The sequence below is a fragment of the Thermoleptolyngbya sp. PKUAC-SCTB121 genome, assembly GCF_016919485.1.
Lineage (GTDB): Bacteria > Cyanobacteriota > Cyanobacteriia > Elainellales > Elainellaceae > Thermoleptolyngbya > Thermoleptolyngbya sichuanensis.
The window spans coordinates 3,809,197-3,830,256 of the sequence record NZ_CP070366.1; the positions used below are offsets into that span (position 1 = coordinate 3,809,197).

19 protein-coding genes and 2 riboswitches are annotated in these 21,060 nt (G+C 56.0%); of the genes, 10 read left to right on the forward strand and 9 right to left on the reverse strand.

The genetic code is table 11. The annotated features are described in order from the left end of the window. Window positions 1–31: 31 nt before the first annotated feature. From JTM80_RS15590 to lepB, 3 genes are all read left to right on the forward strand, one after another. Complete coding sequence (locus tag JTM80_RS15590; protein WP_205369757.1) at window positions 32–3,553, forward strand: efflux RND transporter permease subunit; 3,522 nt, start codon at window positions 32–34, stop codon at window positions 3,551–3,553. A gap of 145 nt (window positions 3,554–3,698) precedes the next feature. Continuing rightward, a riboswitch (cobalamin riboswitch) is annotated at window positions 3,699–3,873 on the forward strand. A 28-nt stretch (window positions 3,874–3,901) separates the two neighbouring features. After that, window positions 3,902–4,669 carry an FAD-binding oxidoreductase gene (locus JTM80_RS15595; RefSeq protein WP_172354472.1) on the forward strand — a complete coding sequence of 256 codons (768 nt, stop codon included), beginning with the start codon at window positions 3,902–3,904 and terminating at the stop codon, window positions 4,667–4,669. A 41-nt stretch (window positions 4,670–4,710) separates the two neighbouring features. Beyond that, window positions 4,711–5,430 (forward strand): signal peptidase I, encoded by a 720-nt coding sequence (gene lepB / locus JTM80_RS15600; RefSeq protein WP_172354470.1) that lies wholly within the window; start codon window positions 4,711–4,713, stop codon window positions 5,428–5,430. Window positions 5,431–5,490: 60 nt separating this feature from the next. Here lepB and JTM80_RS15605 read toward each other — a convergent pair whose 3' ends face one another. Beyond that, entirely contained in the window at window positions 5,491–5,835 is a 345-nt protein-coding gene (locus tag JTM80_RS15605; RefSeq protein ID WP_172354468.1) for a hypothetical protein, read from the reverse strand. A gap of 200 nt (window positions 5,836–6,035) precedes the next feature. Continuing rightward, window positions 6,036–6,224 carry a photosystem II assembly protein Psb35 gene (psb35, locus tag JTM80_RS15610; protein ID WP_172354466.1) on the reverse strand — a complete coding sequence of 63 codons (189 nt, stop codon included), beginning with the start codon at window positions 6,222–6,224 and terminating at the stop codon, window positions 6,036–6,038. Between the two features lie 526 nt (window positions 6,225–6,750). Here psb35 and JTM80_RS15615 point away from each other — a divergent pair. Beyond that, on the forward strand, window positions 6,751–7,725 hold the full coding sequence (locus JTM80_RS15615) for an aspartoacylase (RefSeq protein WP_205369759.1): 975 nt from the start codon (window positions 6,751–6,753) through the stop codon (window positions 7,723–7,725). 86 nt (window positions 7,726–7,811) lie between these two features. On the opposite strand, the gene JTM80_RS15620 is transcribed toward JTM80_RS15615, so the two are convergent. Continuing rightward, complete coding sequence (locus JTM80_RS15620; protein ID WP_225906650.1) at window positions 7,812–9,026, reverse strand: SpoIID/LytB domain-containing protein; 1,215 nt, start codon at window positions 9,024–9,026, stop codon at window positions 7,812–7,814. A 486-nt stretch (window positions 9,027–9,512) separates the two neighbouring features. Between JTM80_RS15620 and JTM80_RS15625 the strand changes: the two genes are divergently transcribed. After that, window positions 9,513–9,992 (forward strand): META domain-containing protein, encoded by a 480-nt coding sequence (locus JTM80_RS15625; RefSeq protein WP_172354462.1) that lies wholly within the window; start codon window positions 9,513–9,515, stop codon window positions 9,990–9,992. 103 nt (window positions 9,993–10,095) lie between these two features. Here the strand turns inward: JTM80_RS15625 and JTM80_RS15630 are convergent, their stop codons facing one another. Next, window positions 10,096–10,806 (reverse strand): TetR/AcrR family transcriptional regulator, encoded by a 711-nt coding sequence (locus tag JTM80_RS15630; RefSeq protein ID WP_172354460.1) that lies wholly within the window; start codon window positions 10,804–10,806, stop codon window positions 10,096–10,098. A gap of 268 nt (window positions 10,807–11,074) precedes the next feature. On the opposite strand from JTM80_RS15630, the gene JTM80_RS15635 reads away from it, so the two are divergent. The 4 genes from JTM80_RS15635 to JTM80_RS15650 all read left to right on the forward strand — a co-directional run bounded on the left by JTM80_RS15635 (window position 11,075) and on the right by JTM80_RS15650 (window position 16,163). Next, on the forward strand, window positions 11,075–11,944 hold the full coding sequence (locus JTM80_RS15635) for a fatty acid desaturase (protein WP_172354458.1): 870 nt from the start codon (window positions 11,075–11,077) through the stop codon (window positions 11,942–11,944). 921 nt (window positions 11,945–12,865) lie between these two features. Beyond that, window positions 12,866–13,079: riboswitch (cyclic di-AMP (ydaO/yuaA leader) on the forward strand. A 665-nt stretch (window positions 13,080–13,744) separates the two neighbouring features. Continuing rightward, window positions 13,745–14,497 carry a universal stress protein gene (locus JTM80_RS15640; protein ID WP_225906651.1) on the forward strand — a complete coding sequence of 251 codons (753 nt, stop codon included), beginning with the start codon at window positions 13,745–13,747 and terminating at the stop codon, window positions 14,495–14,497. A 459-nt stretch (window positions 14,498–14,956) separates the two neighbouring features. Beyond that, window positions 14,957–15,802, forward strand: coding sequence for a prolipoprotein diacylglyceryl transferase (gene lgt, locus JTM80_RS15645; RefSeq protein WP_172354456.1), 846 nt, complete (start codon window positions 14,957–14,959; stop codon window positions 15,800–15,802). Between the two features lie 181 nt (window positions 15,803–15,983). Next, a complete protein-coding gene (locus JTM80_RS15650) occupies window positions 15,984–16,163 on the forward strand; it encodes a hypothetical protein (protein WP_172354454.1) in 180 nt (59 codons plus the stop codon). Between the two features lie 528 nt (window positions 16,164–16,691). On the opposite strand, the gene leuD is transcribed toward JTM80_RS15650, so the two are convergent. Continuing rightward, window positions 16,692–17,288: a 3-isopropylmalate dehydratase small subunit gene (leuD, locus tag JTM80_RS15655; protein WP_172354452.1), complete on the reverse strand. Its 597-nt coding sequence runs from the start codon at window positions 17,286–17,288 to the stop codon at window positions 16,692–16,694. A 129-nt stretch (window positions 17,289–17,417) separates the two neighbouring features. Between leuD and JTM80_RS15660 the strand changes: the two genes are divergently transcribed. Next, on the forward strand, window positions 17,418–18,209 hold the full coding sequence (locus JTM80_RS15660; RefSeq protein ID WP_172354450.1) for a Uma2 family endonuclease: 792 nt from the start codon (window positions 17,418–17,420) through the stop codon (window positions 18,207–18,209). 10 nt (window positions 18,210–18,219) lie between these two features. Here JTM80_RS15660 and JTM80_RS15665 read toward each other — a convergent pair whose 3' ends face one another. From JTM80_RS15665 to leuC, 4 genes are read right to left on the reverse strand one after another with little or no spacing between them, the layout of a single operon-like run. After that, entirely contained in the window at window positions 18,220–19,041 is an 822-nt protein-coding gene (locus JTM80_RS15665) for an SDR family oxidoreductase (RefSeq protein ID WP_172354448.1), read from the reverse strand. 5 nt (window positions 19,042–19,046) lie between these two features. After that, window positions 19,047–19,436, reverse strand: coding sequence for a type II toxin-antitoxin system death-on-curing family toxin (locus JTM80_RS15670; protein ID WP_172354446.1), 390 nt, complete (start codon window positions 19,434–19,436; stop codon window positions 19,047–19,049). After that, window positions 19,423–19,614 (reverse strand): DUF2281 domain-containing protein, encoded by a 192-nt coding sequence (locus JTM80_RS15675; RefSeq protein ID WP_172354444.1) that lies wholly within the window; start codon window positions 19,612–19,614, stop codon window positions 19,423–19,425. The genes JTM80_RS15670 and JTM80_RS15675 overlap by 14 nt, the downstream gene beginning before the upstream one ends. Before the next feature lie 24 nt (window positions 19,615–19,638). Next, window positions 19,639–21,042, reverse strand: a complete 1,404-nt coding sequence (gene leuC, locus JTM80_RS15680) for a 3-isopropylmalate dehydratase large subunit (RefSeq protein ID WP_172354442.1) — start codon at window positions 21,040–21,042, stop codon at window positions 19,639–19,641. Window positions 21,043–21,060 lie beyond the last annotated feature (18 nt).

Below are 21,060 nucleotides of genomic sequence, written 5' to 3' on the forward strand. Positions count from 1 at the left end.
CGACCCCGTCCCTCTCTCCCCCTCCTCACCCATGACCTCCCTCAGCACCCTCTCCATCCGCCGCCACATCGGCACGCTCATGCTTACCCTGACGGCTATCGTCTTGGGAGTTTTCTTCCTGGTGCGGCTGCCGGTGGATTTGCTACCGTCGATTACCTATCCGCGCATTGGGGTGCGGGTGGATGCGCCGGGGGTTGCGCCAGAGGTGGCGGTAGACGAGATTACGCGGCCGCTGGAGCAGGCATTTTCGGCGACCGATGGTGTGCAGCAGATCTATTCTCAGACGCGGGAGGGACAGGTCAGCGTAGACCTCTACTTTCGTCCTGGGGGCAATATCGATCGCGCCTTAAACGACGCAACGGCTTCCTTCAACCGCGCCCGCAGCCGATTGCCCAACACGATTCAAGAGCCGCGAATTTTTAAGTTTGACCCGTCCCAGCTTCCGGTGTATGAGTTTGCGCTGACATCCGATTCGCTCCAGTCGGTTGATCTGCGCGTGTTTGCCGACGAAGAACTGGCGCGGGAACTGTCGGTGGTGCCGGGGGTGGCCAGTGTGGATGTGTCGGGCGGCGTGCGCGAAGAGGTGCAGGTCAATGTAGACATCAATCGTCTGCAAGCGCTAGGCGTGGGCTTGACCGATCTGCTCAACGCGCTGCGGGGGCGCAATCAGGACATATCGGGTGGCCGCTTGCGAGGCGGGGAAGCGGAAGTGCTGATCCGCACCGTCGGACGGTTCCAGTCGGCAGAGGAACTGCGGAACCTGTCGCTGCCTGTAAACGGGGTCAGCAGCGCGTCTGGCGGCGAGGCATCGACCAGCAGTTTTCCGGAAGCGCGGCGCGTCTACCTGCGAGATGTGGCGCAGGTGGTGGATGGCACTGAGGAACAGCGGATTTTTGTGACGCTGAACGGTGATCCAGCGGTCAAGGTCAGCATTCAAAAGCAGCCCGATGCCAATACGGTGTCGGTGGTAGAAGGCGTAAAGCAGCGGCTAGCAGAACTGGAGCAAGCGGGACTCTTCCCAACGGGCATGGCGGTTCGCACCACGCTGGACGAGTCGCGGTTTATTCGCAACTCGATTTCCAACGTGGCCATGTCGGGACTGATTGGGGCGCTGCTGGCGGCGATCGCCGTTCTTCTGTTTCTAGGCTCACTCCGCCAAACCCTGATCATCGTATTCGCCATTCCTCTGGCCACGCTAATTGCGATTTTGCTCATGGGCACTTTCGGGCTGACGCTAAACGTGTTTAGCCTAGGCGGTCTGGCGCTGGGCGTGGGCATTGTGGTGGACAACTCCATCGTGATGCTGGAGAGCATCGTGCAGGGCGTAGAGGCCGCCAAGCGTCGCCGCGCCGTAAACAGCATTGAGACTGCTGAATACTCCACGACCGAGGATGGGGAAATACCGGATGAATCGAACAGCGGCGGGCATGATTACGGTTACGGCAATGGACATGGCAACGGTCACGGTTCCAGCAATGGACATGGCAATGGCAACGGGAATGGAAGCGGAAATAGCGATGCCAACGGGAATGGGAATGGGAATGGGAATGGCAACGGGATTTATGACAGCCGTAGAAACGACTATGCCCCCAGCAGCGATGTTGAAAATGTGACCCGTGGACGCACAGGCAAACGGGTCAGCGCGACGGCGTTTCTCCTGCGGCAAGCGGAATTAGCCAGCCAGCAGCTAGAGTCGGCGCTGGTCGCGTCTACGACCACCAACTTAGTGTCTGTATTGCCCTTTTTGCTGATTGGCGGTTTCTTTTCGCTGCTGTTTAGCCAGTTGATTCTCACCATTAGCTTTGCGGTGGCGGCTTCGCTGATCGTGGCGCTGACGGTGGTGCCCATGCTGACCTCGCGGCTGCTGGCGGTTCGCTGGTCGAGTCGGGTGGGCGATTCGGCTCCGCTACGGGCGTTTCGAGCGCGACTGGCCGACGCGACCCATACCTATGTGCGGGGGCTATCGTGGGTGCTGCGGCATCGGCTGGTGGTGATTGGGCTGGCGATCGCCCTGTTTGGCGGCACGAGCTTCTGGATGGCGGGTCAGTTGCCACAGGAGATTCTGCCCCGCATTAACACGGGCCAGGCCCGGCTCAACGCCCAGTTTGCCCCCGGCACAACCCTGGAAGACAATCGCCGGGTGATGGCAGCAGCGGATCAAATTTTGTTGCAACAGCCCGAAGTGGAGTATCTCTTTTCCACCGCAGGCGGGTCGCTGTTTGGCACAAATACCAACGCCAATCCCCTGCGCGGCTCCAGCACCATTACCCTAAAGCCAGGAACCAATGTGGCTGAGTTTACTGAGCGGATGACCGCCGAACTGAATCGGCTGAACTTGGTGGGAACGCGCCTGCGGCTGAGTCCAGAATCGGTGCGCGGGCTGATTGTGAATAACTCGCCTGTGCGCGGGGCCGATGTGGATATCCTGCTCCAGGGGAGCGATACCCGTGCCCTACAGCAGGCGGGGCGCGAAGTGCTGGCGGCGCTCGATTCGCAGGCCAGGCAGGCCCGCTATCGCCCTGATGCGGATCAGGCGCAGCCCGAAATCCAGGTGCGCCCAGACTGGGAGCGGGCTTCGCAGTTGGGACTTTCCACCGAAGACATTGGTGACACGATTCAGACCGCCATTACCGGATCGGTTCCGACCCAACTTCAGCGGGGCGATCGCCTAGTGGATATCCGCGTGCAGCTTGCCGACAATGCCATCCAGCGCCCGACCCAGCTTGCCCAACTGCCCGTCTTTACGAGCGGTAGACAGCTTGTGCGGTTGGCCGACGTGGCACGGATCGAGGCTGGCGAAGCGCCCGGAGAAATTCAGCGCATTAACCAGCGGCAAATTGTTCAAATCGTAGGCAACCTGGTGGATGGCGCAAACCTCAGCGATGCGATCGCCGAATCGGACGCGATCTTGGCGGGATTGACGCTGCCCGAAGGCGTGAGCCGCCTGCCCAGCGCCAGTGCCCAAAGCGCCCAGGAAGTGCGTTCATCCCTGATTCTGCTGGGGGGGCTGGCTGCCTTTCTGGTGTTTGTGGTGATGGCGGTGCAATACAACTCGCTGGTCGATCCGCTGGTGATCATGCTGACAGTTCCCCTGGCGCTGGCAGGGGGCATTTTCGGCCTGTTCCTGACCCAAACGGCGATCGGCGCGACGGTGATTGTGGGCGCGGTGCTGCTGGTGGGCATTGTGGTCAACAACGCCATCATTTTGGTAGAACTGGCGAATCAAATCCGCGAAGAGCAAGGGTTGGATCACCGCAGTGCCATGCTGCAAGCCGCACCGCAGCGCCTCCAGCCCATCCTGATGACCACCATTACCACCGTGCTGGGGATGTTTCCGCTGGCGCTGGGTATTGGCGAAGGGTCAGAATTCCTGCGGCCGCTGGGCATTGTCGTGTTTTCTGGTCTGTCGCTGGCGACGCTGCTGACGCTGTTTATCATCCCTAGCTTCTACACGCTGCTGCATGAAGTGCCCTGGGCCAAAGGCGCAACGCTGGGCGCAAAGCGGCTGCGGCAACTCAGCGGATCGACTCGCAAGCAGCCGTTGACCAAGTAGGCAGGGACGCTAGCCCAGCCCCTGGTCTGCCAGGGTTGCAACGATCCGTAATTTTCCGTAATTTTCAGCTTGCGACGACCTGACCCGATCCGAGCTACAATTTCGGGACGAATTCGGGTTGTCTGGAGGATCAGTCCAGGCAGCAGATGTTTGCCATGCGAAGGGCGATCGCCCTGTAGCTTGGCCGTATCTGTGGGGAAAGTCCGGTGTAAATCCGGCGCTGTGCCGCAGCTGTGAATGAGCGGTTCGACGAGGGTCTGAGGGCCCATCACAGAACCCGCCTCAAAGTCAGAATGCCCGCCCGATGCTGCCCATTGCAATGCCCGCGATGCACGGGTCGAGGTAAAGATGCAACATTTAGAACGGCCGCAGCCTCCGAAGGCGGAGGTTCACGGGCCTGCGCTTCGTTTGGCGATCGCCCCGCCGCCGACTCCCCTTCCGGCCATGGATTGCGTCGGTACGGTGCTGTCGTCGATCGCCCTTACGCCAACGATTCAGGCCATTCGCCTCCATCTGGATCAGCCAGCCTTCCGGTTTTTGCCGGGGCAGTCGGTCTGGCCCCGATTTCAGCGAGACGGCAAGCAGTTCACCAAGATTTACTCCATCGCGTCGTCGCCCTCGCGCTGCCCAGAGGTGGAATTGTGCGTGTCGCGGGTGGGCTGGAGTTCCGCCTATTTACAAGATTTACCCATCGGTGGGGCGATCGCCCTGCGCGGCCCCTACGGCTTGATGACGCTGGCGCACCTTCCCGACCGACCGCGCCTCTACATTGCTGAAGGCTCTGGGATTGCCCCCCTAAAAAGTCAGATTGACTGGCTCTATGAGCAGGGCTTTGACCAACCTGTGTGGCTGGTGCAGGCAAATCCAGAAACGCCAGACTATTTGCCCTACCAGGCCGATTGGCGATCGCTCTCGCAGCGGTGGCCGACATTTGGCTATTTACCCACCCGTCCAGACCAGATTCGCCAAACCTTGAGCCAGATGCACCTTGACTGGCGAGGCGTGGATGTGGAAATTTGCGCGGTGGGCGATCGCCCGGCCCAGCTTCAGGACATGGCGGTGCTGCTGGGGGCTAAACTAGACCAGGTACGCTCAGAATCGTTTTACGCCTTTTAGAACGCCTTTTAACCGCCCTTCTTAGCCGCCTGCGTTTTCCCATGACGACTCCGCCCGGTGACCCCCCTGCATCAAACGCCTCGCTGCCCAACGCCATCGAACCCAGCCCAACGGTTGCATCTCCAAAGCCATCCGAAGCGCCTGCGGGCGATCGCTCAGACTTGGAAACTCAGCGCAGCGCCAGCTTTTGGAAGACCCAGCGAGAAAATGGGCTGGTTTTGGCGATCGCCCTTGCTCTGGCGCTAGTCATTCGGCTATTTGTGGCAGAACCGAGGTATATCCCGTCTGATTCGATGGTGCCGACGCTGCAAGTGGGCGATCGCCTAGTGGTCGAAAAAGTATCCTATCGGCTGCATCCTCCGGCGCAGGGCGACATCGTGGTCTTCGACCCGCCGACCCAGCTTCAGCAGTTGGGCTACACGACCGATCAGGCGTTCATCAAGCGGGTGATTGGTCAACCCGGACAAACGGTGCAGGTTCACTTGGGCAAAGTCTGGATCGACGGAAAACCCCTGACGGAACCCTATATTGCCGAACCACCAGGCTATGAAATGCGTGCCGTAACGGTGCCGCCGGGCCACGTCTTTGTCATGGGCGACAACCGCAACAACAGCAACGACTCCCACGTTTGGGGCTTTTTGCCCGTTGAAAACATCATCGGTCGAGCCATCTTTCGCTTCTATCCGATCGCTCGCTTTGGCAGGATAGAAGCGCCCGATCCCAGCGTGTCTGTCCTCCATCCAGCAGCACTCAGCAAATAGGGAAGCGCCCCGTCATAGGCAGCACTTCCCACCTTTGCTCAGCAAGCCTTTGGGCTGAATTTAGATCACGCCAACGCCCTTGCTGCGATTGTCACCATCTTCGGTTAACTTGCTGTCTTCATCGGTATCGTTGATTTCGGCGAGTTCGGCGGCGCGGGCGGCTTCCTCTGCCTCTTCCTTCGCCTTCAGGTCACCCGGCACCTCGTAATACATTTCGGGTTCAACGGCGAAATTATTCACCAGGCCCTCGTTGTCTACTGTATAGCCTGCAGCCGTGTCGATGTCGCCTTCAGCAGTCGGGGGTTGCTTGTAGTTCTCGCCTTCTCGCTCTTTGCGGGCGGCAGTTTCAGCGGGGATAATCCCGCGATCATAGGTGTCCCGTTCGACTCGTTCGTTCGTTGACATGGAATTGTCCTCCAATAGATTTGCAAGCAGTCTTGAGGGAAGGGTTTCGAGGGCGATCGCCCTATTTTCAAAACCCCAGCAAGAACCTCAAAGAAGACTCAAAGAAAACGCAAAGAAACCCAAAAACTTCAAATCAAAGCCCAGTCTTTAGCCCAGTTTTTGCTAATTGCCTCAATCAATTTCCTGAGTCCACACCTGACTTAAACGTGTGGATTCGGATCGACTTCGGGCACAATATCAGGACGTTCCTTATCTTCCCAGCCCGTCGGACGGCGAGAGTTGTACCAAGCAATCGACCCCAAACCTGCCGCAGCCAAAAAGCCAATCACAAATACCGCAGCTAGAGACGCGCCCGCACCTTCCTGGGCAGCAGAAACTGCAGGTTCCACTAAAAACAAAGCATTAAAACTCAGCACGTTTAGCACCTCAACTCAGAGATCATCAGCGCGAGATTGAGATACATTGGCGACCCAAACATTGCCCTTTTAACTATTAATTTGGGGCAGCGTGATAACCTTTAATCGCTGTTTCAATCTTGCTGTATCACAGCATAAATCGATGAGCTGTTATCGGTATCTCCCACAGGGAGTGTTGGGCGATCGCCCCTAGTGATAGGTTTGAGACGGGCTTTTCTATCTACAGGAATATAAAGCCCCCATTTCTGAGGGTGGGTGTATAGCCTCCCGTGCGATCGCCATAGGTAGCGACATCCAGGCATCTTGACTGCGGCAATTCCCAAGCTTCTCGCGCTATTCTGGCCTCATCTCGATTTAAGAGAAAACGGATGCAGTTGAAGAGTTTTTGGCGGGCTGCGTCTGCAAAGCGCGATTCAACCCCATTCTCATTGCAGGCGGGTAAGCTCCGTTGGAGATGGATAAGACACTAAGGTAAGTTATAGAGATAGGCTATAGAAATATGGATAAGATTCGGCGGGTGCTGCTGGTCGGCGGCACACATGGCAACGAGTTGACGGGAATTTACCTGATCCGGAGATTTCAACACGCTCCCCAACTGATCTCGCGCCCCAGTTTTGAGACGATTACGCTGCTGAGCAATCTGGAGGCGATCGCCGCTGGAGTGCGCTATGTCGATCAGGATATGAACCGATGCTGCGATCGCGCCCATCTGGAACTACCAGAACCCGTCGATTATGAAGTCCGTCGGGCGCAGGAGATCAACCGTCGCTTTGGGCCCTCCGGCTCCACACCCGCCGATGTCATTCTCGATATCCACAGCACCACGTCGAACATGGGGATGACACTGATCCTGGATGATCATCACCCGTTCAAGCTGCGACTGGCAGCAGCCCTCAGCGCCCAACAGCCCGACCTGCGGATTTACAGTTCGGTCAACTCAGGACGACAGCAAGACGCGCTGCGATCGCTCGGTCGGTTTGGTATTTGCCTGGAGGTTGGCCCGGTAGCTCAGGGCGTGCTACAGGCAGACCTGTTTCAGCGCACCGAGGCGCTGGTTCAACAAATCCTGGATGTGCTAAACCAACAAAATCGAGACGAGCCACTGCCCAAGGTGCAGCCCGTGACCACCCAACCCGTGACCACCCAACCCGTCACCACCCAACCCGTCACCACCCAACCCGTCACCATGCAGCCGCTAACGGTTTATCAATATTTGGGCACGATGCCCTATCCCAGAGATACCGAAGGACAGATCACTGCGATGATTCATCCCCACCTCCAAGGGCGGGATTATGAAAGCCTGAACCCAGGGGACCCCATATTTCTCTCACTAACTGGAGAAACGCTGCTCTACACGGGCGAAACGGTCGTATTTCCCGTGTTCATCAATGAGGCCGCCTACTATGAAAAAGACATTGCGATGGTGCTGACGCAGCGGCACGATCTTCAGGTGGATTTTGCAGAAACCCTGTAGATAGACCCTGTAGATAGAACCAAATAAACCCTGTAGATAGAACCGCTACGAGCAGAACCGCCTGGGCAGAACGCAATCAGCCAACGCTATTGCACCCGAATGCGCGACAGAATCGCCCCGCGATAGTAATGCGTCACGATGTCTCGATAGCTGGAGCCTTGGGAGGCCATGCCAAACGCACCATACTGGCTCATGCCAATGCCATGCCCAAAGCCCCGCCCCGTCACCTGGAAGCTAAGGGGAGCCGCTGCGCCCTGAGCGCTGGCCACCTGACCTGCTTGGGGTTGAATTGTAAACAGGGTGCTGCGGAGATTCAGCGCCTGTCGCATCTGATCGCCCGTTAGCTCTCTGCTGCCTGAGTCCCCCACCACGCGCACCCGCCGCAACCGCTGATTGGGCGAAGCCTGAACCAGTTCAAACCGGAGGATATTGCCCACGCCCGTAATGCGCTGCCGCATCTGCTCAGCCGTAAAGGTTTCCGTCCACTGGAACACGGGAGCCGCTTGGTCATAGTCGGGCACGCCGCGTAGGTAGGGCAGCGGACTGACCCACACGTCCTCGGAGTTTTCCGTATGGCCGCCAGAGGAGGAGTGATAAACCGCGTTTATAAGTTGTCCGTTATAGGTTAGCACTTGCCCACGGGTTGCCCGCACAGCAGCGATTGTGCTGCTGGCTTCTTTTTCTGCGCCGCCATAGGCCTGCCAGCGTGTGGTGTTGCCTAGGTCGAAGACGGTGTTGCCACTAGTCTGCCGCTGATAGAGGGCATAGGTGCGGGCAGCAACGGCCTGGGCCTTCAGGGCTTCTAGATGCCAGCTTGCGGGCATTTCGCTGCCTACCACACTGTAGAGGTATTCCTCCAGGTCAACATAATTTACAGCGGTTAGCCCAGAGGAGGTAGGCACTACCAGCACTCGCCCGCGATAGTAGCGACCGCGCGTGTTGTCGTTGGGGTTGTCAACATAGACAAATCCGCCGTTTTGCGGCTCTAGCCAGACGGCGCTGAGTTGCCAGTCGTTGATTTTTAGTCCTGCGGTGTCGGGCGTGGCAATAAGCGACGTTCCCTGGGGGAGTTGCCCCAGCACCCGCCCGGAGCCATCTTTGAGAACAGAGGCGGTGTTGCTGCCAATTTGCACGGCGGGCACGTCGCGCTCGATCGACACGCGCAGGTCAAGCTCGGCGCGTGCAGGGGCGATCGCCACTAGCCACAGCACTGCCGTCAGCCACCAGGAGCGTTTGCCCAGTTTGAAACCCAGCTTGACGAGGGCTTGCAAAAAGCCTGTGTATTTCAGCGTTTGAATCACAACAACCTCACACCGACAGAGACAGATTGTTCAGGACCAAGAACAAAATTGAAGACAGATGGGACTGGTTTTTCGGGGATTACAGGCGAAACAATCGAAAAATTCGCAGCAAAACCGTCGCTACGATTCTTTACAGAAGGGTATCACGGAATGTTGGGTTGAATGCAGGGTGAGGGCGATCGCCCCCGTTCTCTGTAATCACCCCCAGTTACATAGCTTTGCTCAGAGACCTGCAATCCCTGGAAATCAACGCTTTGCAGGGCAAGGCACACGTAAACCCCACTTTGTAAAGTTTCGATGAATCTCCCAAAATGTAGTCTTCCTTCTTTAGACCGCGTAATCTGCCTAATTAGTTCCAGCCAGAAAACCGCAGCTAGAGCGTTTATGATGCTTGGGTGCTGTTTTTGCAGATTTGCTGTTTAGAAAGGATTTTGAGGCATCTTTATGAACGCTAAATCTAGTCACACCTCTACTAACAAACCGGCGTTGACATCCAAATTGGCGTGCGGGTTAGCGGCCTTGGCGATGGGGCTGACGAGTGTGGGCATCGCGCATCCTGCTCTGGCGCAGGTCAGCGTGGCCCGCCCGCAGGTGGCGCAGGCACCCCCCCTCAGTGGGAGCTGGCGGCTCGTGTCGATGGCTGGGATTGAGCCGGGAGTGCCGTCGCAAGATGTGCGGCTGACGGCGGAGTTTGTGGGCGATCGCCTGTCTGGGTTTGGCGGCTGCAATCAGTTCACCGGCCGCTATCAAACTATAGGGAGCCAATTGAGCATTAGTCCTCTAGCCTCAACCCAACGCGCCTGCGAGAGCTTTTTGATGGATCAAGAGTTTCGCTATCTGACGGCGTTGCAGGGCGCTCAGCGCTATGAAATTGATCCCCAGGGAATCTTGATCGTTTCATATCAAAACGAGCGTGAATCGGGAGAATTGCGCTTTGCGCCGATCGCCGTTCGGGGTCTGTGGTAGAACCAGTTCGCGTGATGAAGGATTGGGGCTTGAGGGCTTTGACGCTCCATCACGCGGTTTTTTGACAAATGACTCCACTTCCTCCAACCCCACGATTTTGAAGCTATGGTTTTTCGCTGGGATGGGTCAGATTGACTGAGGATGGGCGCTTTGTGGGGGCATTGGACGGCGCGGCTGGTGGCGGCGCGGTCGGGGGGGTGGATGCGGTGGGCGGTTGGGCGATCGCCCCGTACATAAACAGTTCCACCAGTGCTTCAATAAAACTCTCTCGACTCGGCCATAAATTATTAAATTCACTGGTAAATTCTAGGACTGCGTAGCCCAGTAGCATACTGTTAAGAAGACTAGCCAATTTTTCAGTTGGCAGACAGGTTTGTAGCTGCTCATGCTCCATGATTGTTGCGAGGTATTGTGCCGTGTAGCGATTGGCCTGGAGCAACCCCCGTCCCAGCGCGCGTCGGTTTTCATCAGGATAGTGCCCTGCTTCACCAATGAGCGATCGCACAAATTCCTGAATTTGTTCTAGCGCCTGTAGGTGAACATTGGCATAATCTTTGATGGCTTGCGAAGCGCTGCCCATTTGGGTCGATTGTTGGCCTAAGGCCATGCCCAAACGGCTCAGGGCCTCTTTGTCTTGCATCACCGCCAGCAGCAGTCCATGTTTATTGCCAAAGTGACGAAACAGCGTCACTTCATTGACACCAGCCTGCTCAGCAATTTGCCGCGTCGTGGTTTCTGCTACGCCTTGCGTCATGAATAAATCCACAGCAACCTGAATCAGGCGTTGGCGGTTGGAGGTGCGTCGATCCGACATAGACAAATGCAAGTGAAACTTGCACAGAAAGGTTGACTACTGCTAAGCTCAGGATGTAAGTAGCACTTGCATTACCCCTACTGTAGCGACAACTTTACCAAAAAGGCAGGATGCACCCCAGCGAGCTAGTTAAAAAGCCATCGGTACTTTTTGTTCAGGACATCTTTTAACCTCCTGCTTGACCGACTTTTTTCTTCTGGAACCTGTTTATTAGCTAAATATTGCGATCGCCCAGTAGGCCTGCAAGCCTCATCACTAAGGATGATCTATGTCATTGATTTCATTTAGCCCCACGCTCAAGGGTATCAAACTACCCCCGTTGAGTTGGGGACACGTCTTTTTCTTTGGGGTGTACCACATTCTTGCGCTCACTGCCCCATTCCACTTCTCCTGGGCAGCCCTGGGGGTCATGCTGTTTTTGCACTGGCTCACCGCCAGCATTGGCATCTGTTTGGGCTATCATCGCCTGCTGACGCACCGCAGCTTTCAGGTTCCCAAATGGCTGGAATACATCCTGGGCACCATCGGTGCTCTCGCTGTAGAAGGCGGCCCTATCTTCTGGGTTGCGAGCCACCGCCTGCACCATGCCCACACCGAAGAGGAAGAAAAAGACCCCTACGCCGCCAGCCTGGGCTTTTGGTGGAGCCACCTGCTGTGGATGATCTTCCCCCGCGAAGAATTCTTTAACAAAGAAGCCTATCGCCGCTTTGCCCCAGACATGGCGCGTGATCCCTATTACCAGTTCCTCGATCGCTACTTCCTGTTCTTGCAAATCCCTCTGGCAGCCGTGCTGTATGCCCTCGGCGGCTGGCAGTTTGTGCTGTACGGCATCTTTGTCAGGACGGTTTTGGTGTGGCACAGCACTTGGTTCATCAACTCTGCCACCCATATGTTCGGCTATCGCAACTTTGACTCCGACGACAACTCTCGTAATCTCTGGTGGGCTGCCCTTTTTGCCTATGGCGAAGGCTGGCACAATAACCACCACACTTACCCCAACATGGCCAAGGCAGGTCTGCGCTGGTGGGAAATCGACATGACTTGGTGGGCAATCCAGGTGCTTCGCGCGACAGGACTGGCCAAGAAGGTGGTGATGCCGCCTTCCCAGGCGATCGCCAAGATCAGCCCTTCTACTTGAGCCACCTTTGGGCTCCGCAGCGCTCTCTAGCAATGCAAGGAGTCCCCTTAAGAGGACTTTAAATGCATAAGCCGCTGTCAGAGTTTTCCCCTCGGCGGCGGCTTACGCAATAAAAGGCAGCATCCTCAGCGCAAGAATAGATTTGTGCTAATACTTACAATTGATTGTCTTTAAGGTTAAATACTTCGTCATTTTTGCGTGAAGTTCAAATTAAGTCCGTTCCGCTTTTTGTAAAGCAAGTGATGGAGGAAGCTCCAAGTCATTCTCTACTAAAATGACCGTAAAATGCCCGCTGGAATGTTTAGCTCCCTGCAAGCAAATCGCAGCGATATGCAGCCAGACGATAGGTTCAGAAAGCTGGCATTTTGCCGCCATGATTGAAAGGCTGAGGGTGCCAGATCCTCTTCAGCCAGCACTTGCAGACCGCGAATATGTCAGGACTTACGCACTTGCGATAAGCTCTTTGGGTTTTGGACAATTTCTCGCGGGCGCAGCCCGCGAGAAATTGTCCAACTGCGTAAGTCCTATATGTATTCTTTGAAACGAAAATTGAAGGATTTTCGCCAAATTGGCACTACAAACTTAAGAACATCTTAAAAGGCAGCGCAATTTGGAAATCTGCGAGTAATCTTATGGACAAGATACCTCCTAACTGCGTCTCCAGCCTCGCCCGCCTCCCTCTAGGCATTGATGGGTGAGGCTGATCTTTTTGGAAACCTAACGATATTTTTTGTTTTGTTGACGATTCCTGACAATCATTGTTAGGGTATGTTTGAACAGCTCTAGATGCATCAGCCTAATTCGAGGTCTGACAATTGCGGTGGTTTGCTAAGCTAGCCCCTTGAGATCCTTGTCTCGAGCAGGGGCTGCCTTTGGGGACGTTACTCTGTCCCGGCAGCGTTCATGTTTAGCAGTGCGCGATGTGCGCGATCGCCCCTTTGTGCAGCACACCAGAAGCGGAGGAACCATCCTTTGGGGCGTATCTTTCGTGCGGTAGAAGGCAGCTTTTCGATCTGCCGCGTATAGTGAAACTGGTTCTGTCTAGGTTTCATGACATTGCTCTACCGTACTCAACGAGGGGCACCTCTCAGCCCTAGCCCGTCAGCTAACTCCGTCGGCTTTGGGAGGAGACTGAAGCAAAGTTATTCAGTGTCCTCAGAACTGATAGAGCCTCCAGCTTGCACACTCTGCCTGCTGGATCGTTGCATGTGGCGTTTTTCTGAGGAGGCTACAAGTGGTTATAGGCGGATATAGAAGTTGGTAATTGGCAACGTCTCTCCTGGAGATTTTCTTCTCAGGATTCTCTGGTTGAGATGGAGTCCTTTGAGTGATTTCAAACAAGTTGGCTGGGGCAAGTCGCTTCATAGAAATGGGGCGGGTTCGCGCTGAACCTTTTGCGAGTTCTGAGCAGAACCTATGTTTCTAGGCCACTTGGCCGAGAAGGCTGCCGCCTGTGCGGAGGGTTCACCTCTGGTCTGGTGATAGCGATTGATGCTCCGATGGGCGATCGCCACGAGGGTCAGCAGTCTTGTTCTGACAGATTTAGGGAGTTGTATCTTCAAAATTCTGTCTTGTAAGTCTGGACAATGAAGCCAGAGTGCCGCTTGTAGGAGGGTTGTCTCCAAAGGGGCGCTGTATCAAGAGCGCTGGTTAAGCAGAAGCCGACTGCATTTCCTGCGCTGGCTTCTTTAGCAATTGAGTTGCTCGATCTCTGCCGCGTTCCCAGTTTTAGCGGGTTTGGCTTTTTTAGCTTTGTTTTGAAGTTCTGTCGGTCTATTGTTTTCTGACGAGGTGAGTATTGTGAAGATTAAGTCGATGCTGATGCGTCTGCAAAATGCCCTGGGGCAGCCTGAGTTGGTGGAGCAAATGCTGCTGGCATCTGGCAAGACGACGCTGGATACCGCAGAAACCCAGTCAGATGAGACGGTGAATCTGGTCATTGGCTACAACGGATCGCCCAATAGCCAGGTGGCACTGGATTTAACGCTGTGGATTGCTCACCAAACCCGGTTGGCAACGCAGAAGCAGGTCATGGTGCATGTGGTGTACGTGGTCGATCGGCTGCTTAATGGGCAATCGCCCCAACCTTCTCAGAAATCGCAAAGAGCGCGATCGCGCCAAACAGCAACGCTAGAACGACAGACCGAGCGCGTGGGCAACACCCTGACCTTGCCTCGACTGACTCCGGCAGAATCGTTCGTCCCGCTCAGTACGCATATCCACTACCACGCCAACCCAGCTTGCTTGACCGATTGCTACATCAACCCTGCCGAACCACCAGCGCAAAATCTGCTGGAACAGGCGGACTGTATCCTCTGGCAGGCTCGCTGTCTGGCCGAAGAGTGGCGCGGCTCTCTGGAAGCACACCTCCGGTTTGGCGCAACGGATGCCGAACTCCATCAAGTTGCCCAAGAAGTGGGCGCGGACCTGATGGTGCTGGGCTGTAGCACCAAAGCTCATCCACTGGTCAACAAGCTCAGAGCCAACACACACTGCCCAATTTTAGGTATCCCAGAGCAGTTGGCGGGGGTTCGTCCGGTGGAGCGCGGATAGGCCAGGTGAATTGGGCTAGATCAGGCTGAACAGGGTGCAGTTGGGAAAGGCTTATTTGTCCCGTCTGTGCCCATTGCTTTATGTCCGCTTCTGTACAAACGGCTTTTGCTATGGGGACAACCTAGGGCTCTTGCGCCTGCGATCGCAGCACATTCCCCACACCCAACCGTCCTGGGGGCTTGATATAGTGAAGAGCGAGTGAGCCAAGTTGCAAAGGGCAGAGTGCAGGGCAAGCAAAATGTCCGGTGCCACCTAAAAACCTGCCACCTAAAAACCTGCCACCTAAAAGTTGAGGCTGATTTCGCGCTGCCCTGACCGAGCGAAATCAAAATCCAGTGAACACAGATCCAGTGAACGCAGATCCAGTAAATCCAGTAAATACAGATCCAGTAAATACAGATCCAGTAAATACAGATCCAGCGAACACCTGATAAAGCGAGCGCAATAGACGTTTTGGTTATGCATCCCCCTGTTGACCCCGTTATTTTTGAATTTGGCCCGTTTGCGCTGCGCTGGTATGGGCTACTGATGGCGATCGCTGTGATTGTGGGGGCAACCGTCGCCAGTCGCGAAATAGAGCGGCGGGGGCGTTCCTCTGACGACTTCTGGGACATGCTGATTTGGGTGCTGGTGCCAGGGTTTCTGGGGGCGAGGCTCTACTACGTCTTTATCCAGTCGCCGCGCGATCGACTAGGAGACTACCTTTCAGACCCGCTTTCCATCTTTCGCGTATGGGAAGGCGGCATCCATATTTTTGGCGGGTTTATCTTTGGGGCGATCGCCCTCTGGCTCTATACCCGCGTCCGCAAACTTCCTACACTGGTTTTCCTAGATGCGATCGCGCTGGGGTTGCCACTGGCCCAGGCGATCGGTCGCTGGGGCAATTTCATTAACCAGGAGCTATACGGGCCGCCCACCAATCTGCCGTGGGGCCTCGCTATTGACTACAGCACCGATCCCGCGAAAAACCGCCGCATCCCCCCGTATGACAATATAATCCTGTATCCTGAAAGCACACGATTTCACCCACTCTTTCTCTACGAGTCGCTGTGGAACCTGGCCGGCTTTGTCCTGTTGCTATGGATTTCCCGTCGGTTTGCACGCCAGCTTCGTCCAGGCGATTTGCTGTTGATCTATCTCATTTGGTATCCATTAGGGCGCTTTTTCATCGAGTTCTTGCGAACCGACTCATGGTTCTTTCCAGGCACACCCTTCAACACGGTACATTTGCTGAGTGCCGTTGCTTTGATTATCGCCAGCATTTTGCTCTATCGGCGACATCAATCAGCCCCCTCCCAGTCTTAAACTTTTGAGATTGACTTGATACTGACTATCGACACTGCTGGTTTATCAGTCTCCAGAGCAAATTCATGCGGTTCAAGATTGCTAACCAGTGCATAAATTCACCCGATCAGGTTCAGTCAAAATAAGGAGGTCAGATTCTGTGGACAAGGGTACGCTGACATATAGATAAGAGAGAACGCTCATGGACTCCTACTTGGATTTACTGGTTCAGGAGATTGTTCAGGCAGCACAGCCCGAAGAAACGCCTGCAAAACCGAAAAAGCAGCCGAATCCACCCACAGATGAGCTTCCTGCCGAGTCTCACCTCGACCTGTTGCTACAAGATATTCGCAACATTGCAGATTCTTCATCTGACCCATAGCTCTTGACCCATAGCTTTGGCACAGGGGGCAGAGACTGGGATTTGTCGTGCGTCTGTTGTATTGAGGCGATGTATTCAGGCTAGGTGACGCAACTTCTGCTGCTAGTTGGAGCGCTGTTTGGGTCAGGAATGATTTGGGCTGAAAATCGTTTGAACGGCACGAAACTTAAGCAGAGTTCTCGCTTGCTTTGCAAAAGTTGTCCAGTTTTTTGACTCTCAGGACTCACGTAATGGGTGGGTTCTCGCGAGTTGCGCCTCAACAAGGTTTCTGGAATGCAGGCATTCTTCGCCAGCGCGTCAGTCCTAACGTGATGCTAGTTCCTTCAGCAGTCGATCAGCAGTCAGTCCCCTCCAAAAAGAAATCCCCCAAAACTCAATCGCGTGAGCCTGGGGGAATGTTGAATCAGGGTGCATCTACCACTCCATTGTTCTTAGGCTGGGGGGGAGTATCCGGAGGGTTTTGCAAAATTCGGAAATTTTTTTGCTGATCATGCTTCAGAATTCTGCACCCCTGACCTAGCAAGGACTTCAGGCATGGCTCCAAGCGACGTAGGGCAGCTTTGCTGCTGTGGCTTTAATCTGCTCTGTCTGTGCCACCAGTTGTCCCGTTGCGTCCCAACTGCCAGAGAGAAACATCTGACGCGGCCCCTCACCCATCTGCACCGGAATTGATACGTCGCCGCAGGTCGCAGTCATGCTGTCCAGGTTGACCGTCACGGTCGCCTGGGGATGGGCGGCGATCGCCCCTTGCAGGGCCTTCACGTCGTCGCCAGTCGCCGTGACGCAGGGAATCCCCATTGCTACGCAGTTGCCAAAAAAGATTTCCGCAAAGCTCTCGCCCACCAGCGCCTTGATGCCCCACTTGGCGATCGCCTGGGGTGCGTGTTCTCTCGAAGAGCCGCAGCCAAAGTTGCGATTCACCACCAGCACCTCTGCGCCCTGATATTGTGGCTGGTCAAACGGATGCTGTCCCTGCAACTGAGCGCGATCATCCTCGAAGGCATGGGCCCCCAGCCCGTCGAACGTAACGCACTTGAGAAACCGCGCTGGAATGATGCGATCGGTGTCGATGTCGTCGCCGACCAGAGGAATGCCGCGACCCGAAACTGCTTGAACTTGACTCATGGTGTTCACCTCAACTAAAAACAACAAAACTCAAAAACCGACTCGCCTATGATGGATGTACTGATGAATGTCTAATGAATGTCCCGATAAATTGCCCCTTTCACCCGCGAGTTTAGCCCGCGAAGGCTCATGGTTCTGAATGCGCCGCGCCCGACCCAATCGCTCAAGGTCACCTGGGAAGCGCTCCCCGATGACTATCGCCTGCCCGATGATCCTGTGGAAAATATTCAACAACCGCTGCTGGCCGCTGCCCTCACCGATGCTCTGGGCGAGGCGGGACTGATTCAGCCGGAAATGCTGATTGCCTCGAACTTTGGGCTAGTGGCGACTGTGAACCAAAAGGTCGTGGTGAAAGCTCCCGACTGGCTATACGTGCCCCGTGTGTTGCCCTGGACGGGTGAAGGCGTGCGCCGCAGCTATACTCCCATCCTCCAGGGCGATCCGGTGGCGATCGTGATGGAGTTTTTGTCGGATGAGGAACTGGGCGAGTATTCCATTCGCCCCACATTTCCCTACGGCAAACTGTTCTTCTATGAGCAAATCCTCCAGGTTCCCACCTACGCTACGTTTGATCCCTATAGCCAAATGCTAGAGGTACGGCAACTCAGAGACGGAGCATACCAACTTCAGGAGCCAAGTGCCGAGGGGCGCTTCTGGATTCCTGAGCTATCACTGTTTTTGGGCGTTTGGTATGTCCCCCGGCTGGGTTCTACGATCCACTGGCTGCGCTGGTGGGATTCGGACGGCAATCTGTTGCTGTGGAGCTTTGAGAAAGCCGAGCTAGAACGCCAGCGGGCAGAGCAAGAAGCTCAACGGGCTGAGGCAGAAAAACAGCGAGCTGAGGCAGAAAAACAGCGGGCCGATGCAGCCGAGGCAGAACTAGCCAGACTGCGATCGCGCCTCAACCCACCCCACCCCTAACGCCCAATCCCTACTTCACCTCCTTGATCATGCCGGCTTTGATAAACCAAGTGAATAGCCCATCGGGAAGCAGCTTTCGCAGCGTTAGCAGGAAGGACGCATTGCCCCCCGCCGGGTAGCGCAGGCGAGAACTGCCATCGGTGGCGGCGGTGTAAATCACCTGGGCGGTGACTTCGGGCGGAGAGGCCGTATCGCCCACGTTTTCGAGCTGGGGCAGGACGCTGGCGACGAAGGGATCGTAAGCCGTTAGCCCTTCCTGCTTTGCCACAACGAGCGATCGCGAGAAAAAGTCCGTCTTGATTGGCCCCGGCTCGATGATTTTGACCCGGATATTGAACGGCTCTAGCTCATAGCGCAGCGAATCCGAAAACCCTTCCACCGCCCACTTGCTGGCGTGATAGAGGCTGTAGATAGGCAGCGCCATTTGCCCTGCAATCGAGGCGACGTTGACAATTACACCGGATCGCCGCTCCCGAAAATGTGGCAGCACGGCGCGAGTCATGTCCATTAGCCCAAACACATTCACCGCGAACTGTTGCTGGATTTGCTCTGGGGTGCAGGCTTCAAAGGGGCCAATTAGCCCGTAGCCTGCGTTGTTCACCAGCACGTCGATCTGCCCAAAGTGGGACAGCGTGGTGGCGATCGCCCCCGCAATCGATGCCTGACTCGTCACATCCAGCGGCGGACAAATCACGCGATCCAGCGCCGCCAGGTCAGAGCCAGCGGGCGATCGCATTGTAGCCGCCACATTCCAGCCCTGCCGCTGAAACAACTTCGCCGTTGCGTAGCCGATGCCCGTCGAGGCACCCGTGATCAACACCGTCTTTGGCACGTTTGTTACTCCTGTAGGGCTGCTTGCAGCATATCTGCTAACTCGTCTTTATTCAGCGCTCCTTGCGCCACGCGAATCACGAGGTGGTACGCCTCATCGTCGGTGAAGCCAAGCAGAACTCCATTCAGCCGCAAAAACGCATCCATCGCCGCGAAGGCAGTGCGCTTGTTGCCGTCGATGAACGGGTGATTCATTGCCAGATGATACAGGTAGGCAGCGGCTTGTTGGGCGATCGTGGCGTGCAAAAACTCGCCGCCGAAGGTCGCCTGGGGCTGTGCCAGAGCCGATTCCAGCAATCCCTGATCGCGCACGCCAGGGCTGCCACCAAAGCTATCGATCTGGTCAGCATGAATGACCAGCACGTCGGCAATTGAGAGAAATTCAGGAGTTTGCAAGGCGGCGATAAACCTCCTCCCGCTCTCGCTTGGACGCGAGATAGGCTTCCCAAACTTTGGGATTGACCCCTTCCGGTAGTTCGTTTTGCTTGAGCGATCGCACGAACTCAAGCACCGTTTCCACCATTGAGTCAGGCAGCGTCTCGACCTCTTGCACCAGCTTTTCGCGATTGGTCATCTCAGACTCCTACAGTTCAGACTCCTACAAGAGCGTGCGAACGTCTGTTACGTGACCCGTCACCGCCGCCGCCGCCACCATCGCCGGACTCATCAGCAGCGTCCGTCCAGAGGAAGATCCCTGCCGACCCTTGAAGTTACGGTTCGAGGAGGAAGCGCTGATTTGCCGGCCTACTAGCTTGTCGGGGTTCATGGCCAGGCACATCGAGCAGCCCGCATTGCGCCATTCAAAGCCCGCCGCTTCAAAGATTTTGTCCAGCCCTTCGGCTTCAGCTTCTTGTTTCACCCGTTCGGAACCGGGCACCACAAAGGCTTTGATGCCCTCCGCTACATGGCGACCCTTGGCGACTTTCGCCGCTTCCCGCAGGTCGCTGATGCGGCCGTTGGTGCAACTGCCGATGAAACACACGTCTACCTTAGTGCCCGCAATCGGTGTGCCAGGAGCCAGATCCATGTAGGTGTAGGCTTCCTGGGCGATCGCCCGGTCTTCTTCCGGCAGCGAATCAGCCGTGGGCACGACCTCACTCACGCCAATGCCCTGACCCGGCGTGATGCCCCAGGTAATCGTCGGCTCAATCTCTGCCGCATCGAACACCACCACATCGTCGTATTCTGCATCGGCATCGCTGCGGAGGCTCGTCCACCAGGCCACGGCCTTCTCCCACTCGTCGCCTTTGGGCGAAAAGTCGCGCCCCTTTAGATACTCAAACGTCGTTGCGTCGGGGTTCACATAGCCGCAGCGCGCGCCGCCCTCGATGGACATATTGCAGACGGTCATGCGCTCTTCCATGCTCATCTGCTCGAAGGTGGTGCCTGCAAACTCGTAGGCATAGCCCACGCCACCCTTCACACCCAGCTTGCAAATAATGTGCAGAATCACATCTTTCGCATAGACCCCTGGTTTTAGCGTGCCGTTCACCTCGACTTTGCGGACTTTTAGCTTTGCCAGCGCCAGGGTTTGCGAGGCCAGCACGTCGCGAACTTGGCTCGTGCCAATGCCAAAGGCGATCGCCCCAAACGCGCCATGCGTCGAGGTGTGGCTGTCTCCACAGGCGATCGTCATCCCCGGCTGGGTCAGGCCCTGCTCCGGCGCAATCACATGCACAATGCCCTGGCCGCCAGAGCCGATGTTGTAGAAGCGGATGCCGTTGTCTTTGGCGTTGCGCTCTAGCTCCAGCATCATTTCTTCTGCCAGGGGATCGACAAAAGGACGCGTCTGGTTTTCTGTCGGCACGATGTGATCCACCGTCGCCACTGTGCGCTCAGGAAACAGCACCTTTAGCCCCCGCTCTCGCAGCATGGCAAACGCTTGCGGGCTAGTCACTTCGTGGATCAGATGCAGCCCGATAAAGAGCTGCGTCTGTCCTGAGGGCAGCGTCCCCACCGTATGCAAGTCCCAAACTTTGTCGAATAACGTTCCTCGGCTCATGGCTGTGTTTTCTGTGGT

What these genes read in the sequence shown, in the direction of transcription:
- JTM80_RS15635 (WP_172354458.1), top strand. Translation starts at nt 11,075, where the DNA reads ATGTCATTGATTTCATTTAGCCCCACGCTCAAGGGTATCAAACTACCC.
- JTM80_RS15595 (WP_172354472.1), top strand. Translation starts at nt 3,902, where the DNA reads ATGCAACATTTAGAACGGCCGCAGCCTCCGAAGGCGGAGGTTCACGGG.
- JTM80_RS15675 (WP_172354444.1), bottom strand. Translation starts at nt 19,614, where the DNA reads ATGACCAATCGCGAAAAGCTGGTGCAAGAGGTCGAGACGCTGCCTGAC.
- JTM80_RS15660 (WP_172354450.1), top strand. Translation starts at nt 17,418, where the DNA reads ATGGTTCTGAATGCGCCGCGCCCGACCCAATCGCTCAAGGTCACCTGG.
- leuC (WP_172354442.1), bottom strand. Translation starts at nt 21,042, where the DNA reads ATGAGCCGAGGAACGTTATTCGACAAAGTTTGGGACTTGCATACGGTG.
- JTM80_RS15590 (WP_205369757.1), top strand. Translation starts at nt 32, where the DNA reads ATGACCTCCCTCAGCACCCTCTCCATCCGCCGCCACATCGGCACGCTC.
- leuD (WP_172354452.1), bottom strand. Translation starts at nt 17,288, where the DNA reads ATGAGTCAAGTTCAAGCAGTTTCGGGTCGCGGCATTCCTCTGGTCGGC.
- JTM80_RS15615 (WP_205369759.1), top strand. Translation starts at nt 6,751, where the DNA reads ATGGATAAGATTCGGCGGGTGCTGCTGGTCGGCGGCACACATGGCAAC.
- lgt (WP_172354456.1), top strand. Translation starts at nt 14,957, where the DNA reads ATGCATCCCCCTGTTGACCCCGTTATTTTTGAATTTGGCCCGTTTGCG.
- JTM80_RS15630 (WP_172354460.1), bottom strand. Translation starts at nt 10,806, where the DNA reads ATGTCGGATCGACGCACCTCCAACCGCCAACGCCTGATTCAGGTTGCT.
- lepB (WP_172354470.1), top strand. Translation starts at nt 4,711, where the DNA reads ATGACGACTCCGCCCGGTGACCCCCCTGCATCAAACGCCTCGCTGCCC.
- JTM80_RS15605 (WP_172354468.1), bottom strand. Translation starts at nt 5,835, where the DNA reads ATGTCAACGAACGAACGAGTCGAACGGGACACCTATGATCGCGGGATT.
- JTM80_RS15650 (WP_172354454.1), top strand. Translation starts at nt 15,984, where the DNA reads ATGGACTCCTACTTGGATTTACTGGTTCAGGAGATTGTTCAGGCAGCA.